General features: G+C 57.3%; 15 protein-coding genes and 1 tRNA gene. 11 read left to right on the top strand and 5 right to left on the bottom strand.

Annotated elements, in window-relative coordinates; all coding sequences use genetic code 11:
- The first annotated feature begins 196 nt into the window (after positions 1-196).
- The 7 genes from arnB to arnF are packed head-to-tail and all read left to right on the top strand — an operon-like array spanning position 197 to position 7,556.
- Positions 197-1,333, top strand: coding sequence for a UDP-4-amino-4-deoxy-L-arabinose aminotransferase (gene arnB, locus QLG07_RS03420; RefSeq protein ID WP_282468482.1), 1,137 nt, complete (start codon positions 197-199; stop codon positions 1,331-1,333).
- On the top strand, positions 1,334-2,314 hold the full coding sequence (gene arnC / locus QLG07_RS03425) for an undecaprenyl-phosphate 4-deoxy-4-formamido-L-arabinose transferase (RefSeq protein ID WP_133624912.1): 981 nt from the start codon (positions 1,334-1,336) through the stop codon (positions 2,312-2,314).
- Positions 2,314-4,296, top strand: a complete 1,983-nt coding sequence (gene arnA / locus QLG07_RS03430; RefSeq protein WP_282468483.1) for a bifunctional UDP-4-amino-4-deoxy-L-arabinose formyltransferase/UDP-glucuronic acid oxidase ArnA — start codon at positions 2,314-2,316, stop codon at positions 4,294-4,296. The genes arnC and arnA overlap by 1 nt, the downstream gene beginning before the upstream one ends.
- On the top strand, positions 4,293-5,195 hold the full coding sequence (gene arnD / locus QLG07_RS03435) for a 4-deoxy-4-formamido-L-arabinose-phosphoundecaprenol deformylase (RefSeq protein WP_282468484.1): 903 nt from the start codon (positions 4,293-4,295) through the stop codon (positions 5,193-5,195). The genes arnA and arnD overlap by 4 nt, the downstream gene beginning before the upstream one ends.
- The gene (arnT, locus tag QLG07_RS03440; protein ID WP_282468485.1) at positions 5,192-6,850 is read left to right on the top strand and encodes a lipid IV(A) 4-amino-4-deoxy-L-arabinosyltransferase; all 1,659 of its coding nucleotides are present in this window, start codon (positions 5,192-5,194) and stop codon (positions 6,848-6,850) included. The genes arnD and arnT overlap by 4 nt, the downstream gene beginning before the upstream one ends.
- Positions 6,851-6,852: 2 nt before the next feature.
- The gene (gene arnE, locus QLG07_RS03445) at positions 6,853-7,176 is read left to right on the top strand and encodes a 4-amino-4-deoxy-L-arabinose-phosphoundecaprenol flippase subunit ArnE (protein WP_282468507.1); all 324 of its coding nucleotides are present in this window, start codon (positions 6,853-6,855) and stop codon (positions 7,174-7,176) included.
- A complete protein-coding gene (gene arnF, locus QLG07_RS03450; protein ID WP_282468508.1) occupies positions 7,173-7,556 on the top strand; it encodes a 4-amino-4-deoxy-L-arabinose-phosphoundecaprenol flippase subunit ArnF in 384 nt (127 codons plus the stop codon). Before arnE ends, arnF begins: the two co-directional genes overlap by 4 nt.
- Before the next feature lie 44 nt (positions 7,557-7,600).
- Here arnF and QLG07_RS03455 read toward each other — a convergent pair.
- The 5 genes from QLG07_RS03455 to aspA all read right to left on the bottom strand — a co-directional run bounded on the left by QLG07_RS03455 (position 7,601) and on the right by aspA (position 13,130).
- Positions 7,601-7,676 (bottom strand) — tRNA-Phe (locus tag QLG07_RS03455).
- 110 nt (positions 7,677-7,786) lie between these two features.
- Complete coding sequence (locus QLG07_RS03460; RefSeq protein ID WP_048917446.1) at positions 7,787-8,365, bottom strand: transcriptional regulator; 579 nt, start codon at positions 8,363-8,365, stop codon at positions 7,787-7,789.
- 44 nt (positions 8,366-8,409) lie between these two features.
- A complete protein-coding gene (locus tag QLG07_RS03465) occupies positions 8,410-10,134 on the bottom strand; it encodes a protein-disulfide reductase DsbD (RefSeq protein WP_282468486.1) in 1,725 nt (574 codons plus the stop codon).
- A 141-nt stretch (positions 10,135-10,275) separates the two neighbouring features.
- Positions 10,276-11,577, bottom strand: a complete 1,302-nt coding sequence (locus QLG07_RS03470; RefSeq protein WP_282468487.1) for an anaerobic C4-dicarboxylate transporter — start codon at positions 11,575-11,577, stop codon at positions 10,276-10,278.
- Between the two features lie 116 nt (positions 11,578-11,693).
- A complete protein-coding gene (gene aspA, locus QLG07_RS03475; protein WP_048917443.1) occupies positions 11,694-13,130 on the bottom strand; it encodes an aspartate ammonia-lyase in 1,437 nt (478 codons plus the stop codon).
- 366 nt (positions 13,131-13,496) lie between these two features.
- Between aspA and QLG07_RS03480 the strand changes: the two genes are divergently transcribed.
- The 4 genes from QLG07_RS03480 to QLG07_RS03495 all read left to right on the top strand — a co-directional run bounded on the left by QLG07_RS03480 (position 13,497) and on the right by QLG07_RS03495 (position 16,707).
- Entirely contained in the window at positions 13,497-13,958 is a 462-nt protein-coding gene (locus tag QLG07_RS03480; protein ID WP_048917441.1) for an FxsA family protein, read from the top strand.
- 228 nt (positions 13,959-14,186) lie between these two features.
- Positions 14,187-14,480, top strand: coding sequence for a co-chaperone GroES (locus QLG07_RS03485; protein WP_048917440.1), 294 nt, complete (start codon positions 14,187-14,189; stop codon positions 14,478-14,480).
- 60 nt (positions 14,481-14,540) lie between these two features.
- Complete coding sequence (groL, locus tag QLG07_RS03490) at positions 14,541-16,187, top strand: chaperonin GroEL (protein WP_048917439.1); 1,647 nt, start codon at positions 14,541-14,543, stop codon at positions 16,185-16,187.
- Between the two features lie 175 nt (positions 16,188-16,362).
- Positions 16,363-16,707: a DUF4156 domain-containing protein gene (locus QLG07_RS03495; protein WP_048917447.1), complete on the top strand. Its 345-nt coding sequence runs from the start codon at positions 16,363-16,365 to the stop codon at positions 16,705-16,707.
- The last annotated feature ends 19 nt before the right edge of the window (positions 16,708-16,726 follow it).

The following is a 16,726-nucleotide window of genomic DNA, read 5'->3' on the forward strand; positions in this document are numbered from 1 at the left end:
ATATAGGATTAATCTGCATCTCATGATGGGCGTGGGCTGACATAACCTGCGGCCATTCCCGACAGAAAAATGTGCGTGCTGAGAGCTAACTGTCACATTTAAGTAAAATTTTATGTGTAATTATTATCCCTGCGGGACGCCAGAAAAGCACGTTGTGCTAAATTGAACAGACTGAAAACATTAAAGGATTTTAATAATGGCGTTCCTTCCCTTTTCGCGCCCTTCACTGGGTGAAGCGGAGCTGGCCGCGGTACAGGAAGTGTTTCAATCCGGCTGGATCACTACCGGGCCAAAGTGTGCTGAGCTCGAACAGGCGTTCTGCCAGCTAACCGGTAATCAACATGCCATTTCCGTAAGTTCGGCCACGGCAGGTATGCACGTCACGCTGATGGCGTTAAATATTCAGGCGGGTGATGAAGTGATCACGCCATCAATGACCTGGGTTTCAACGCTGAATATCATCACGCTGCTGGGCGCTACGCCGGTGATGATCGATGTTGACCCGGAGACGTTAATGGTCACGCCAGAGGCGGTTGCAGCGGCGATCACGCCACGCACTAAAGCGATCATTCCCGTCCATTACGCCGGTGCGCCTGCGGATATCGACGCCATTCAGGCCATTGGTCAGCGCCACGGTATTCCGGTGATTGAGGATGCCGCGCACGCGGCGGGGACCTACTATCACCAGCGCCATGTCGGCGGGCAGGGAATCGCTATCTTCTCCTTCCACGCCATCAAAAATATGACCTGCGCAGAAGGCGGGCTGGTGGTGACGGACGACGCCGCGCTGGCCGAGCGCATTCGCATGCTGAAATTCCACGGCCTTGGCGTTGATGCGTTTGACCGCCAGACTCACGGCCGCCAGCCGCAGGCGGAGGTGATCTCCCCCGGGTTTAAATACAACCTGCCGGATATCAGCGCGGCAATTGCGCTGGTGCAGCTGGCAAAGCTGGACGAGATCAACGCCCGCCGCAGCGCCATCGCCCAGCGTTATCTTGCTGCACTGCAGGACACGCCATTCAAGCCGCTGGCCCAGCCGAGATGGCCACACCGGCACGCCTGGCATCTGTTTATTATTCGCGTCGACGAGACCACCTGCGGCATCTCCCGCGATGGGTTGATGCAGGCGCTGAAAGCGCAGGATATTGGCACCGGGCTGCATTTCCGCGCGGCGCATACCCACCGCTATTACCGCGAACGCTATCCGCAGCTCTCGCTGCCTGCTACCGAGTGGAACAGCGAGCGTATCTGCTCCATCCCGCTTTTTCCTGATATGACCGACAGTGACGTCGAGCGCGTGATTACTGCACTGCGCGGGCTTGCCGGGGTTTAAATGATGACTGATAAAAAAATTGAGAAAGTGTCGGTGGTGATCCCGGTTTATAACGAGCAGGAGAGCCTGCCCGAGTTGATCCGCCGCACCGAGGCTGCCTGCCAGACGCTTAATCTGCGGTATGAAATCCTGCTGGTGGATGACGGCAGCCAGGATGCCTCCGCCGAGATGATCGCCGCCGCCGCTGAAACGGCCGGCAGCCATGTGGTGGCGGTGCTGCTGAACCGCAACTACGGTCAGCACTCGGCGATTATGGCCGGATTCAGCCATGTTAGCGGCGATCTCATCATCACGCTGGACGCGGATTTACAAAACCCGCCGGAAGAGATCCCCCGGCTGGTTGCTGCTGCTCAGGAAGGGTATGACGTGGTGGGCACGGTGCGCCAGAACCGCCAGGACAGCTGGTTCCGCCGCCGCGCGTCGCGCACCATCAACCACCTTATCCAGCGCGTTACGGGTAAGGCGATGGGGGATTATGGCTGCATGCTGCGCGCCTATCGTCGCCATATTATCGATGCGATGCTCAACTGCCATGAGCGCAGCACCTTTATTCCGATCCTCGCCAATACCTTTGCGCGCCGTACCATTGAGCTGCCCGTGACGCACGCCGAGCGCGAGTTTGGCGACTCTAAATACAGCTTTATGCGCCTGATTAACCTGATGTATGACCTGGTGACCTGCCTGACCACCACGCCGCTGCGCATGCTCAGCGTGCTTGGCAGCCTGATTGCGCTGTCAGGGTTTGCCTTCTCCCTGATGTTGATCGTGCTGCGCCTGTTTTTCGGTGCCGCCTGGGCGGGCGAAGGTGTCTTTGTGCTGTTTGCCATCCTGTTTATGTTTATCGGGGCGCAGTTTATCGGTATGGGGCTGCTCGGTGAATATATCGGCCGCATCTACAACGATGTGCGCGCCAGACCTCGCTATTTTATTCAACGCGTTATCCATCCTAAGAAAGACGCTTCAGTACAGGAATCCGAGTAATGAAAACCATCGTTTTTGCTTATCACGACATGGGTTGTGCGGGTATCCGCGCGCTGCTTCAGGCAGGCTTTTCCATCAGCGCGATTTTCACCCATGCCGATCGGGCGTCTGAGAATCATTTCTTTGGCTCGGTAGCGCGTCTGGCGGCGGAAAACAGCATCCCGGTGTATGCCCCTGATGACGTCAATCACCCGCTGTGGATCGACCGTATTCAGGCGATGGCACCAGACCTGATTTTTTCCTTCTACTATCGCAACCTGCTGTGCGACCGCATCCTTAACAGCGCGCAGCACGGCGCGTTTAACCTGCATGGTTCCCTGTTGCCGAAGTATCGTGGCCGCGCGCCGCTTAACTGGGCGCTGGTTAATGGTGAAAGCGAAACCGGCGTCACGCTGCACCGCATGGTGAAACAGGCCGACGCGGGTGAGATTGTGGCCCAGCAGCGTGTCAGCATTGAAGCGGAAGATAACGCGCTGACGCTGCACCATAAGATGGTGAAGAGCGCCAGCACGCTGCTGGAAAACATTCTGCCGATGATGAAGCAGGGCAGCATTACCGGCCAGCCGCAGGATGAAACGCAGGCAACCGTGGTGGGCCGCCGTACGCCAGAAGATGGGTGTATTAACTGGACGCTTTCGGCGCAGCAGGTCAATAACCTGATCCGCGCCGTCACCGATCCATGGCCGGGCGCTTTTGCCTATGCCGGGACCTCAAAATTTGTGGTGTGGAAGGCCAAAGTGCTGGCGAGCAACAGCCAGGCTAAGCCAGGCACCGTGCTGTCAGCAGAGCCGTTTGTGGTGGCCTGCGGTGACGGTGCGCTGGAAATTCTCACTGGTCAGACCGAAAACAGCGTCTATATGAACGGCAGCCAGCTGGCGCAGAACCTTGGCATGGTAACGGGCGCGCTGCTCTACTCCAGGCCGGTGGCGGCGATCAAACGCCGCACGCGCGTGCTGATCCTGGGCGTCAATGGCTTTATCGGTAACCACCTGACCGAGCGTCTGCTGCGCGATGACAATTTTGACGTGTTTGGCCTCGATATCGGTTCCGATGCCATCAGCCGCTTTGTCGGCCATCCCCGTTTCCAGTTTGTCGAAGGGGATATCAGCATTCACTCCGAGTGGATCGAGTATCACATCAAAAAATGTGACGTGATCCTGCCGCTGGTCGCCATCGCCACGCCAATTGAATACACCCGTAATCCGCTCCGGGTATTTGAACTGGACTTCGAAGAGAACCTCAAAATCATTCGTGACTGCGTGAAGTACGGTAAGCGCATCATCTTCCCGTCGACGTCCGAAGTGTACGGGATGTGTACCGATGCCAACTTCGATGAGGATAACTCCAACCTGGTGGTTGGCCCGATCAACAAACAGCGCTGGATTTACTCGGTATCGAAGCAGCTGCTGGACCGCGTCATCTGGGCATATGGCGAAAAAGAGGGGCTGCGCTTTACGCTGTTCCGCCCGTTTAACTGGATGGGACCGCGCCTTGATAACCTGAATGCCGCGCGCATTGGCAGCTCGCGCGCCATTACCCAGCTCATTCTTAATCTGGTGGAAGGTTCGCCGATCAAGCTGATTGACGGTGGCCGTCAGAAGCGATGCTTCACCGATATCAGCGACGGCATTGAAGCGCTGTTCCGTATTATAGAAAACAGAGATAACAACTGCGATGGGCAGATTGTGAATATCGGTAATCCGGATAACGAAGCCAGTATCAAAGAGCTGGCCGAATGCCTGCTCGCCAGCTTTGAGCGCCATCCGCTGCGCGACCGCTTCCCGCCGTTTGCCGGCTTCCGCGAGGTGGAAAGCAGCAGCTATTACGGTAAAGGCTATCAGGATGTGGAACATCGCAAGCCGTCTATCCGTAATGCCAAACGTCTGCTGGGTTGGGTTCCGACGGTGGAGATGAACACCACCATCGATAACACGCTCGACTTCTTCCTGCGCACCGTTGAGCTGCAGGAGGGCGATGAATGAGAAAAGTCGGTCTGCGGGTTGATGTCGATACCTGGCGCGGAACCAAGCAGGGGGTGCCTGCGCTGCTGAATGTGTTTAACCAGCATAATATTCAGGCCACTTTCTTCTTCAGCGTTGGACCAGACAATATGGGGCGCCATTTATGGCGCCTGTTAAAACCGCGTTTCCTGTGGAAAATGCTGCGCTCGCGCGCGGCATCGCTCTACGGTTGGGATATTTTGCTGGCCGGCACCGCATGGCCGGGCAAGGTGATTGGCGAGGGGTTGAAATCTACTATTCTGGCCACCGCCGAGCAGCATGAAGTGGGCCTGCACGCCTGGGATCACTTCGCCTGGCAGACCTGGGCTGGCGTCTGGCCCAGCGCGCAGCTCGACAGGCATATCGCTCTCGGGCGCGAAGCGCTGGAAGCGATTATCGGGCGGCCGGTAACCTGCTCTGCCGTGGCTGGCTGGCGTGCCGATGGCCGGGTGGTGCAGGCCAAGCAGGCCTGCGGGTTTACCTATAACAGCGACTGCCGGGGCACGGCACCGTTTCGCCCGCTGCTGAGCAACGGGCAGCCGGGCACGGTGCAAATCCCGGTCACGTTGCCCACCTGGGATGAGGTGGTGGGGCCAGCGGTCAGCGCCGGGCGCTTTAACGACTACATCCTCGCCAGGATTCATGCCGACCAGGGGACGCCGGTCTATACCATTCATGCCGAAGTGGAGGGGATTAGCCAGCTTCAGGCTTTCTCCGAACTGCTCCAGCGCGCTAAAGAGCAGGGATTGCAGTTTTGTCCTTTGAGCGAGCTACTGCCGCAAGATGTAAACACTTTACCGACCGGAAAAATTATCCGTGGTCATATTGCCGGTCGCGAAGGATGGCTTGGCTGTGAAACTTTGACAGGATCATCGGAATGACGACAACCAGCAAATCGCTCTTATTGATTTCATTATTCATTCTCTATTACTTAATCCCGATTGAATTCCGCCACCTGTGGCAACCTGACGAAACGCGTTACGCGGAGATCAGTCGCGAGATGCTGCAAAGCGGCAACTGGGTAACGCCGCATTTCTTTGATTCGCGCTATTTCGAGAAGCCGATAGCCGGTTACTGGTTCAATAACATTGGCCAGATGATATTTGGTCATAATAATTTTGCCGTGCGCATCGGTTCGGTATTTTGCACGCTGCTCAGTGCGCTAATGGTGTACTGGCTGGGGCGGCGCATCTATGGCGGGCGCGCCATTGCGCTGACGGCGAGCGTGATTTTCCTCACCTCGCTGCTGGTTTACGGCGTGGGCACCTACGCGGTGCTCGACCCGATGCTGGCGCTGTGGATGACGGCGGCGATGTGCTGCTACTGGTTCGCCAGCGAAGCGGTGAGCGTCAGGCAGCGGGTGCTGCGCTATCTGCTGCTGGGATTAGCCTGTGGTATGGGCTTTATGACCAAAGGTTTTCTGGCGCTCGCGGTGCCGGCGATCGCCATTCTGCCCTGGGCGATCTGGCATCAGCGCCTGCGTGAACTGCTGGTTTACGGTCCGCTGGCGGTAGTCAGTGCGGCGCTGTTAAGCATGCCGTGGGCGATGGCCATTCATCAGCAGCAGCCTGACTTCTGGCACTATTTCTTCTGGGTTGAGCATATTCAGCGCTTTGCCGACTCCGATGCCCAGCATAAAGCGCCATTCTGGTATTACCTGCCAATTATCGTGGCGGGCGCGCTGCCGTGGGCGGCCCTGCTACCCGGCGCGTTATCGATGGGCTGGCGCGAACGACAGCAGTCTGCCGGTGGACTGTATTTACTCAGCTGGGTGGTGATCCCATTCCTGTTCTTTAGCATCGCCAAAGGTAAGCTGCCGACCTATCTGCTGCCGCTGTTTGCCCCGCTGGCCCTGCTGATGGCGCAGTATGGCTACCGCCTGGCGCAGCAGGGCAGCCGCATCCTCAAGGTGAATGGCTGGATCAATGTTGCCTTTGGGCTGGTTTGTGTCATCGCGCTGCTGCTGGTACTGGCTCCATGGGGATTGAGCCACCGCCCGCTCTACCCGACGCATCAGATGCTGGCGCTGGGGATGGCAACGCTCTCCTTCGCGGGCTGGGCGCTGGCGGGCCTCCTGAGCCTGCGGCCCGGTGCTCACCGCTGGCTGGCCGCGGCGCTTTGTCCGCTGGCGCTGGCGCTGTGCGTAGGGGCGGCTATTCCGGAGAGCGTGCAGAATACCAAACAGCCTCAGGTGTTTATCCACTCTATCGCGGATAGGCTGGCTGGCAGCCGCTTTATTCTTAGCGATAACTCAGGGATCGCCTCCGGCATCGCCTGGGCGCTACAGCGCAGCGATATCCTCGCGTTCGATAAGAAGGGTGAATTGAGTTATGGCCTGAGCTACCCGGATGCGCAGGCGCGTTACGTCAGCGAGCAGGATTTCCCGCAGTGGCTGGCGGCCCATCGTCAGGATGGAACCGTTTCGCTGGTACTGATGCTCAACCGTGGTGAAGCGACACCGACCAATCTGCCGCCCGCTGATTATGTCTATCGTGCCGATCGCTTGCTGCTGCTGCAGTACTACGCCGTAAAATGACCATCAGCCTGCTGTTGGTGCTGTTAACCAGTCTGCTGACCTGTGCCGGCCAGCTATGCCAGAAACAGGCGGCACATCAGACTCAGCGCCGCCTGATGCTGCGCTGGCTCATTGCCAGCGTGCTGCTGTTGGCCGGCGGCATGCTGGTGTGGCTGATGGTGCTACAACGGCTGCCGGTTAGCCTGGCTTACCCGATGCTGAGCATCAACTTTATCCTGGTCGCGCTGGCGGGGCATTTTATCTGGCGTGAACAGCTAACGTGGAATCAGTGGCTGGGTACAGTGCTGATTATGGTGGGCGTGGCGATGATTGGGAGTTACGTATAATGGGGTACGTTTTTGCCCTGTGCAGCGTGATGCTGGTGACGCTGGCTCAGCTGATGCTGCGCTGGTCGATGGTGAGATTGCCGGGCATTCAGGAGATCGCCGGGCAGTGGCAGCCGCTGTCGCTGCCTGCGGTGATAGCGCTGTGTGCCGGCTTGCTGGCCTATACGCTGTCGATGCTTTGCTGGATGCTGGCGCTCAGGCGTATCGCGCTCAGCCGGGCTTATCCGCTGCTCAGCCTGAGCTATGTGCTGGTGTGGCTGTTGGCGATCGCGCTGCCGATATTCTCCGAACCTTTCCATATCGGGGCGCTGATCGGCGTGCTGCTGATCATTATCGGGCTGGTATTGAGCTGCCTGAAGCCTGCGGTAAAAAAGCGGTAAGCGCAGAAAGCAAAAAACCCGCCAGAGGCGGGTTTTTCTAAATATGGTGCCCGAACCCGGAATCGAACCAGGGACACGGGGATTTTCAATCCCCTGCTCTACCGACTGAGCTATTCGGGCAACGGGGCGCATTAAACCGTAAAGGCCGTTCGGCGTCAACGGCTTTGTCATAAAAAAGACGCAAACTCCCGCCGACTGCCTGCTTTTTGCCCGCCTGGATTAAAAGCTGTTCAGCTCAGCGCACCGTTCTTGCGGCACAGCGCAAAGTTGAGCACATCTTCCGCCAGGCAGCGCGCAGTCTCGACATCCTCTACCTGGCGTTTAACCAGCAGGCGTGACAGGCAGCCCTCCAGAATCAGCTCCATCTGGTGCGCGACGCCCGCAGGGTTGTCCGTTTCCAGCTCGCTCAGCAGTTGATGAGTGAACTGCCACGAAGCCTGTTTTTGCAGCTCGGCAATCTGGTGGATCGGGTGCTCCGGCTGCGGATAGAAGCTGCAGGCGGCAATAAACAGGCAGCCGGGATAGCGCTTATTGTTCACCGCATCGGCCAGCACCTGGTAACGGGCCAGCAGTTTTTGCCCGGCGCTCAGGCTGTCATCCAGCAGCAGCTGGCGGCGCCACACGTCGATCTGCTGGCCGTGATAGCGCAGCGCGTCATACAGCAGCGCGTCACGATCCGGCCAGAAGCGCTGCAGCTCCTGTGCACTGCAGTCCAGTTCACCCGCCATCATTTCAAGAGAGGTGGTCGCCGCAAGGCCATGCTGCTCCAGCACGTTCAGAGCCTGTTCAAGTACGTGTTCACGCTGCACGCGGTTCTCCTCTTTTACACTTCATTATCGAACCTTAGTGTCGTTTAACGCGCCAGTTTCTGCAAATGCGCGCGGAAAGCGGCAGGTTTCATCAAGCCGGTGATGCGCGAGCCGGGAATTTCGCGGCCGCTGGCATCGAAGAACAAAATGGTCGGCAGGCCGAGCACGTTCAGGTGCTGGAGCAGGGCGCTGTCGGTGGCACTGTTGGCGGTGACGTCCGCCTGTAACAGCTGCAGCTGGCCGAGCGCGCTCTGCACCTGGCCGTCGCTGAAGGTGTACTTCTCAAACTCTTTGCAGGCCACGCACCAGTCGGCATACAGATCGAGCATGGTGATTTTGCCCGCACTATTTTGCAGCTGCTGGTTGAGCTGCTCAACGCTGCTGACGCGGTTAAAGCTGAGGTGCGCGGCCGATTCTGCCGTTGGCGCATTGCCGAAGGCCCAGTCCTGTAACGGGCGGGCAGCAATCAGCATTGCGCCCAGCAGCAGGATTTGCAGCACGCGCAGCCAGCCGCGGTTGGCTTTCAGGCTGCTGATAAATGCCCAGCCGAAGAAGGCCACGCCCAGCGCGCTCCACAGGCGCAGGCCCCAGGCGTCGCCGATAACGCGTTCCAGCAGGAACACCGGCAGGGCGAGGATGACGAAGCCGAAGCCCTCTTTGACCGTCTGCATCCACGGGCCGCTTTTCGGCAGCAGGCGGTTACCAAACAGCGTAATGGCAATCAGCGGCAGGCCCATGCCCAGCGCGTAGAGATACAGCGTGCCGCCACCGGCCAGCATATTGCCGCTCTGGGCGATATACAGCAGGATGGCGCTGAGCGGGGCAGTGGTGCACGGCGAGCAGATCAGCCCGGCCAGCGCGCCCATCAGGAATACGCCGGGCAGCGATCCCCCCTGCTGGCGGTTGCTCCACAGCGTCAGGCGGGTCTGCAGGGAAGAGGGCAGCTGCAGGCTGAACAGGCCAAACATCGACAGCGCCAGCACGATAAACAACGCGGAAAGCACGATCAGGACGGCGGGAGCCTGCAGCGCCGCCTGGAAGCGCAGCCCGGCAGCGGCGACCACAATCCCCATCACCGTGTAGGTCAGCGCCATTCCCTGCACATAGACCATCGCCAGCGCGAACAGGCGGCCCAGGCGGTACTGGCGGTTGCCGCCGAGGATAATGCCGGAGATCAGCGGATACATCGGCAGTACGCAGGGGGTGAACGCCACGCCAATCCCAATCAGCAATGCCCACAGCGGGGAGAATGGCAGGGTATTATCGCTGCGATTATCCGGCGCGGCGCTGACGGCGGCTGATGGCGCGGGCGCAGGTGCGCTGCTGTGCGCTGCCACGGCATTGAGCGGCACGCTGCGGGTTTCCGGCGGGTAGCAGAATCCGGCAGCGGCGCAGCCCTGATAGGTGACCGTCATCTGCGCGCCGTTTCCGGCCTGCTCAAGGGTAAACGGCAGCGTCAGGCTCTGCGGGTAGATTTCGGTCTTGCCGTAGAACTCATCTTGGTGTGGCTTGCCTGCAGGCAGTTCCCACTGCGCCAGGGTCGCGCCCTGTACGCTGATTTTCAGCTGTTGGCGATAAAGGTAGTAGCCGGGCTTGACCTGCCAGCTGAGCGTGAGCTGATCGTTTTTCTGAGAAAAATCAAAAGCAAAAGCCTGATTGACCGGAACAAACTGGCTGTTACTGTTCTGCCCGAACAGTGATGCACTGGCGGTAGCGCTGAACAGGCTGAGCAACAGCAGAAAAATGTAGGGGATAAGTCGCTGGGTCATAACGGGTCTTTCTCTCTCCATGTGGGACCGGCCTTACGGGGGAGAGATAATAGCATGGCGTAGGAATTTCGGGTCGACAGTAAATGAGCGGGTCGACCGGAAAAAAGGTCGACCCCTACAGTGCTGAACCGAACCCTGATGTCAGAGGAAAATTCCGCCGAGCAGGAAACCAAACGCAACCGACAGGATAATCGCCAGCGTGCCGGGCACCAGGAATGAGTGGTTAAACACAAAGCGGCCAATGCGCGTCGACCCGGTGTCGTCCATCTCTACTGCCGCCAGCAGGGTTGGGTAGGTCGGTAGCACAAACAGCGCGGACACCGCTGCAAATGAGGCGACGGCGGTAACCGGCGACACGCCGAGCAGCAGCGCCGCTGGCATCAGCGCTTTGGTGGTCGCCGCCTGAGAATAGAGCAGGGTAGAAGCGAAGAACAGGATCACCGCCAGCATCCACGGATAGTCGTGCAGCAGCTCGCCCGCCACCTGCTGAATCTCGCCGATATGCGCTTTAACAAAAGTGTCGCCCAGCCACGCTACGCCGAGTACGCAGACGCAGGCGCTCATGCCAGATTTAAAGGTGCTGGCGCTGAGGATCTCCCCGGTGTCGATTTTACAGGTCAGGCAGATCAGCGCGGCCACGGTCAGCATAAACACCACAATGGCCTCATTGCGCGGCAGCACCGGGTTGGCAATCAGCCCAACGGCATCGCTGATGGCGGTGGCGTACAGCACCACGGCAACGATCCCCAGCAGCAGCAGCAGCACTGAACGCTTAGCGCCGGGCTTCTCCTGGAATTTGCTGGCGCCGCGCAGGGTCACCTCGCCCTTTGCCAGACGTGCCTGATAAACATCATCATCTTTTAACTCCTTACCTAAGAAGTTGGTGAACAGCGCGGCAATAAAGATGGCGGCCATGGTGGACGGGATCGCCACGCCAAGCAGCGCCAGATAGCTGATGCCGCGAGGTTCGAGAATGCCGGCCATAAACACCACCGCCGCCGAGATAGGCGAGGCGGTAATCGCAATCTGCGAGGCGACGACCGCAATCGACAGCGGGCGCGACGGGCGCACACCCTGCTCCTTGGCAACTTCGGCAATCACCGGCAGCGTCGAGAATGCGGTGTGCCCGGTTCCGGCCAGCAGCGTCATAAAATAGGTCACCAGCGGCGCGAGGAAGGTGATGTAGCGCGGATGCTTGCGCAGCAGGCGCTCTGCCAGGCTGACCAGGTAATCCATCCCTCCGGCAACCTGCATTGCGGCGATGGCGGCGATCACCCCCATGATGATCTCAATCACGTCGAACGGGATGGCTCCCGGGATGATCTGGAAACCGAGGGTGAGCACCAGAACCCCCATTCCCCCGGCAAAGCCAATGCCGATGCCGCCCAGCCGGCTACCTAAATAGATCGCCAAAAACACGACGATGAGTTCTGGTAATAACATGTTGTATTCCTTAAGACTAAAGATAAAAAACCGTTAAAAATTTGTGCGCCATACAAAGTAAAAAGGCACGTCGTTCTGAGAACTGACGTGCCTTAAGCTGCTATCTGATGAATGGATTATTGTTCATTTTCATCGGTGTAACGTTTGGCTTTATACACCGGGAACATCAGGTTCTGAGTGGAGAAGATGTCATCAAGCTCGCTTTCGGTCAGCAGCCCGCGCTCCAGCACCACTTCGCGTACGCTCTTACCGGTTTCGGCGCAGATTTTGCCAACGATATCGCCGTTGTGGTGGCCGATATACGGGTTGAGGTAGGTGACGATACCGATGGAGTTAAACACATAGGCTTCGCACACCGCTTTATTGGCAGTGATGCCATCGACGCATTTTTCCAGCAGGTTGTAGCAGGCGTTGGTCAGGATGTGGATCGACTCAAACATCGCCTGGCCAATCACCGGCTCCATCACGTTGAGCTGCAGCTGACCCGCTTCAGAGGCCATGGTGACGGTGATGTCGTTGCCGATCACCTTGAAGCACACCTGATTCACCACTTCCGGCACTACCGGGTTCACCTTGGCGGGCATGATGGACGAACCGGCCTGCAGTTCAGGCAGATTGATTTCATTCAGGCCAGCACGCGGGCCGGAGGAGAGCAGGCGCAGGTCATTACAGATTTTTGACAGTTTAACCGCCAGGCGCTTCAGCGAGCTGTGCACCATCACGTAAGCCCCGCAGTCGGAGGTCGCTTCGATCAGGTCTTCCGCCGGAACGCAGGCGAGGCCGCTGACTTCCGCCAGCTTCTGCACCGCCAGCTGCTGATAGCCATCCGGGGTATTCAGGCGCGTGCCGATGGCGGTGGCGCCAAGGTTCACTTCCAGCAGCAGTTCAGCGGTGCGCAGTATGCTGCGGATCTCTTCGTTCAGCAGTACGTTAAACGCGTGGAACTCCTGGCCAAGCGTCATCGGGACGGCATCCTGCAGCTGGGTACGGCCCATCTTCAGAATGGTATTAAACTCGACGGCCTTGCGCTGAAAGCCTTCGCTCAGCTGGCCGATAGCATCCAGCAGCTTGAGGATTGAGCTATACACCGCAATGCGGAAACCGGTTGGATAGGCATCGTTGGTTGACTGGCATTTGTTGACATGGTCGTTCGGGTTGAGGAACTGATACTCCCCTTTCTGATGGCCCATCAGCTCAAGACCGATATTGGCTAACACTTCGTTGGTGTTCATGTTCACCGAGGTGCCCGCGCCGCCCTGATAGACGTCAATCGGGAACTGATCCATGCATTTGCCGTTGTTCAGCACTTCATCGCAGGCATTGACGATCGCATTAGCGATGTTGCGCGGAATGGTTTGTAGCTCTTTGTTCGCCAGCGCAGCCGCTTTTTTTACCATCACCATACCGCGCACAAACTCAGGGATATCGCTGATTTTGCTGTTGCTGATATAGAAGTTTTCAATCGCACGCAGAGTATGAACACCGTAGTAAGCATCGGCGGGAACTTCACGCATACCTAACAGGTCTTCTTCGATACGAATGTTATTAGCCATGTGAACCTTCTTTTAGGGGATTACCGGTTAAATCATCACAATTTAAGTGCCTGCTCCGTGGCTGGCATCCAGTGATTATCGGGCCGTGGACAGCCCGCCGCGGGATCTTATCCGTTTGCGCTGGGCTGAGCACGATCATATTCTGCTATGTTGTAAAAGCCTGAATCCAGATCACTTAAACCGCTTGCCATATCAAACAGTTTCAATGATATGTGATCCTGGTCACTTTGAAAGGGGCGGGTGAATTTCGGCATTTCCAGTTGAAAAACGGGGTTGCCGGTCCCATCTTCTATACTATCGGTCGCGAAGACCGCCATTTTCTGCCGCCGCAACACAGTGGGGCGGCCACTGATACAGGAGAATACGGTGCGCTGGTTACCGTTCTTAGTGATTTTTGCCCTGGTGTGGATCGAGATCTCTCTCTTCATCCAGGTGGCCCACGTGATGGGCGTTTTACTGACCATGCTGCTGGTGATCTTCACCTCCTGCATCGGGATCTCGCTGGTGAAAAACCAGGGGATGAAAAACTTTATGCTGATGCAGCAGAAGCTGAATGCGGGCGAAAGCCCGGCGGCGGAGATGATCAAGAGCGTTTCGCTGGTGCTGGCGGGTTTTCTGCTGCTGCTGCCGGGGTTCTTCACCGATTTTCTCGGCCTGCTGCTGCTGTTACCGCCGGTGCAGAAGCACCTGACGCTGAAGCTGATGCCGCATCTTAAAATGTGGCGTGGCAATGGCGCCGGTCCGGACAGCGGGTTTACCGTCGACGGTGAATACGAACGCAAAGAGTCTCATCTGATTGAGCATGACGATCGCCACGATCGTCATTGATTTTCCCAATAAATTCGCCAGCGGCGCAGCCTTAAGGACTGCGCCGTTTTTTTTGCACTGGGCGACCAGTTGCGCAAAAAAACGCCGAACGAAGCAGTTAGCAAAAAAAAATACCTCCTGCCCTTGAAAGGGGTGCTACCCGGCCTTATCTCTTCCGTCACGAGGCCGATGCCAAAGCAGCACGGCTTTCATCCCAAAATGATTGGACTTCTCAAAGGAGAGCTAACAATGAAAATTCGTCCATTGCACGATCGTGTTATCGTCAAGCGTAAAGAAGTTGAATCCAAATCTGCTGGCGGCATCGTGCTGACTGGTTCCGCGGCGGGCAAATCGACCCGTGGCGAAGTGCTGGCTGTCGGTAACGGCCGCATCCTGGAAAACGGTGACGTGAAGCCGTTGGACGTGAAAGTGGGTGATGTCGTGATCTTCAGCGAAGGCTACGGCGCAAAAACTGAAAAAATCGACAACGAAGAAGTTCTGATCATCTCAGAAAACGACATTCTGGCGATTGTTGAAGGGTAATTCTCGCCCATTCATTTCACTTCAGTCACTGAACGTAACGAATTTAAGGAATAAGTAAAAATGGCAGCTAAAGACGTAAAATTCGGTAATGACGCACGCGTAAAAATGCTGCGCGGTGTCAACGTACTGGCAGATGCAGTAAAAGTTACCCTGGGCCCGAAAGGCCGTAACGTGGTTCTGGATAAATCTTTTGGTGCACCGACCATCACCAAAGATGGTGTTTCTGTCGCACGTGAAATCGAGCTGGAAGACAAGTTCGAAAACATGGGCGCGCAGATGGTGAAAGAAGTGGCCTCTAAAGCGAACGATGCTGCAGGCGACGGTACCACCACCGCCACCGTACTGGCTCAGTCCATCATCACCGAAGGCCTGAAAGCCGTCGCTGCGGGCATGAACCCGATGGATCTGAAGCGCGGTATCGACCAGGCGGTTATCGCTGCGGTTGACGAACTGAAAAAACTGTCTGTGCCATGCTCTGACTCTAAAGCTATCGCTCAGGTGGGGACTATCTCTGCTAACTCCGACGCAACCGTGGGCGAACTGATTGCTCAGGCGATGGAAAAAGTCGGCAAAGAAGGCGTGATCACCGTTGAAGAAGGCACCGGCCTGCAGGACGAGCTGGACGTGGTTGAAGGTATGCAGTTCGACCGTGGCTACCTGTCCCCGTACTTCATCAACAAGCCAGAAACTGGCGCAGTTGAGCTGGAATCTCCATTCATCCTGCTGGCTGACAAAAAAATCTCCAACATCCGTGAAATGCTGCCAGTGCTGGAAGCCGTTGCGAAAGCCGGTAAACCACTGCTGATCATCGCTGAAGATGTTGAAGGCGAAGCGCTGGCGACCCTGGTGGTTAACACCATGCGCGGCATCGTGAAAGTGGCTGCGGTTAAAGCACCAGGCTTCGGCGACCGTCGTAAAGCTATGCTGCAGGATATCGCAGTGCTGACCGGTGGTACCGTGATCTCTGAAGAGATCGGTATGGAGCTGGAAAAAGCCGGTCTGGAAGATATGGGCCAGGCGAAACGCGTTGTGATCAACAAAGACACCACCATCATCATCGATGGTACCGGCGAAGAAGCAACGATCAACGGCCGCGTGACTCAGATCCGTCAGCAGATCGAAGAAGCGACCTCTGATTACGACCGTGAAAAACTGCAGGAGCGCGTAGCGAAACTGGCAGGCGGCGTGGCCGTACTGAAAGTGGGCGCAGCAACTGAAGTTGAAATGAAAGAGAAGAAAGCGCGCGTTGAAGATGCCCTGCACGCAACCCGTGCTGCGGTAGAAGAAGGCGTGGTTGCTGGTGGTGGTGTTGCACTGGTACGCGTGGCTTCTAAACTGGCTGAACTGCGTGGTCAGAACGAAGACCAGAACGTGGGTATCAAAGTGGCACTGCGTGCGATGGAATCCCCACTGCGTCAGATCGTTTCTAACGCCGGTGAAGAGCCATCTGTGGTCACCAACAACGTGAAAGCGGGTGAAGGTAACTACGGTTACAACGCGCAGACCGAAGAGTACGGCGACATGATCGACTTCGGTATCCTCGACCCAACTAAAGTGACCCGTTCTGCTCTGCAGTACGCGGCCTCTGTTGCTGGCCTGATGATCACCACCGAATGCATGGTGACCGACCTGCCTAAAGGCGATGCGCCTGACTTAGGTGCTGGCGGCGGCATGGGCGGCATGGGTGGTATGGGCGGAATGATGTAATTCCCCCACCTCGCGTGAGTAAAAACCCTCTGTCTTTGACAGGGGGTTTTTCTTTTTGGGGGGAAAATAGTAAAGTCATTAGCACACGATCTAACCTGATGAATTTTTTGCGGGTTCCAGGGCAAGGATAGATGATGCTCTGGCCTGAATCTGATGATAATAAATGGGGATTAAAATGCGGATTAACTTGCTGGGACTCTCTGTGGCGGCCCTGCTGCTGGCAGGCTGTAGTACCTCTAACACCCTGAGTTCTGCGGGCGAGCGCGTCACCTTTACCGATCAGCAACCGGCCAGCAGCTGCCAGCTGCTGGGCAACGTGACCGGCGCGCAAAGCAACTGGTTCTCAGGTGCAGGCGGTGAAGGCAGCTCACTGCGCGGCGCAGCCAACGACCTGCGTAACCGTGCGGCCGAGATGGGCGGCAACGTCATTTATGGTGCCACCAGCCCAACCCAGAACATCTGGTCCAGCTTCGCACCGCTGGACAGTAAAATGAGCGGCCAGGTTTACAAGTGCCCGTGAAATCGCTGATTTAAGCGGT

The sequence above is a fragment of the Erwinia sp. V90_4 genome (assembly GCF_029967685.1).
In the GTDB taxonomy this organism is placed as follows: Bacteria; Pseudomonadota; Gammaproteobacteria; order Enterobacterales; family Enterobacteriaceae; genus Erwinia; species Erwinia aphidicola.

Coding starts and splice junctions, on each gene's coding strand:
- QLG07_RS03465 (WP_282468486.1), bottom strand. CDS start 10,134: ATGACCCAGCGACTTATCCCCTACATTTTTCTGCTGTTGCTCAGCCTG.
- arnB (WP_282468482.1), top strand. CDS start 197: ATGGCGTTCCTTCCCTTTTCGCGCCCTTCACTGGGTGAAGCGGAGCTG.
- arnC (WP_133624912.1), top strand. CDS start 1,334: ATGATGACTGATAAAAAAATTGAGAAAGTGTCGGTGGTGATCCCGGTT.
- QLG07_RS03485 (WP_048917440.1), top strand. CDS start 14,187: ATGAAAATTCGTCCATTGCACGATCGTGTTATCGTCAAGCGTAAAGAA.
- QLG07_RS03470 (WP_282468487.1), bottom strand. CDS start 11,577: ATGTTATTACCAGAACTCATCGTCGTGTTTTTGGCGATCTATTTAGGT.
- QLG07_RS03495 (WP_048917447.1), top strand. CDS start 16,363: ATGCGGATTAACTTGCTGGGACTCTCTGTGGCGGCCCTGCTGCTGGCA.
- groL (WP_048917439.1), top strand. CDS start 14,541: ATGGCAGCTAAAGACGTAAAATTCGGTAATGACGCACGCGTAAAAATG.
- arnD (WP_282468484.1), top strand. CDS start 4,293: ATGAGAAAAGTCGGTCTGCGGGTTGATGTCGATACCTGGCGCGGAACC.
- arnA (WP_282468483.1), top strand. CDS start 2,314: ATGAAAACCATCGTTTTTGCTTATCACGACATGGGTTGTGCGGGTATC.
- aspA (WP_048917443.1), bottom strand. CDS start 13,130: ATGGCTAATAACATTCGTATCGAAGAAGACCTGTTAGGTATGCGTGAA.
- arnT (WP_282468485.1), top strand. CDS start 5,192: ATGACGACAACCAGCAAATCGCTCTTATTGATTTCATTATTCATTCTC.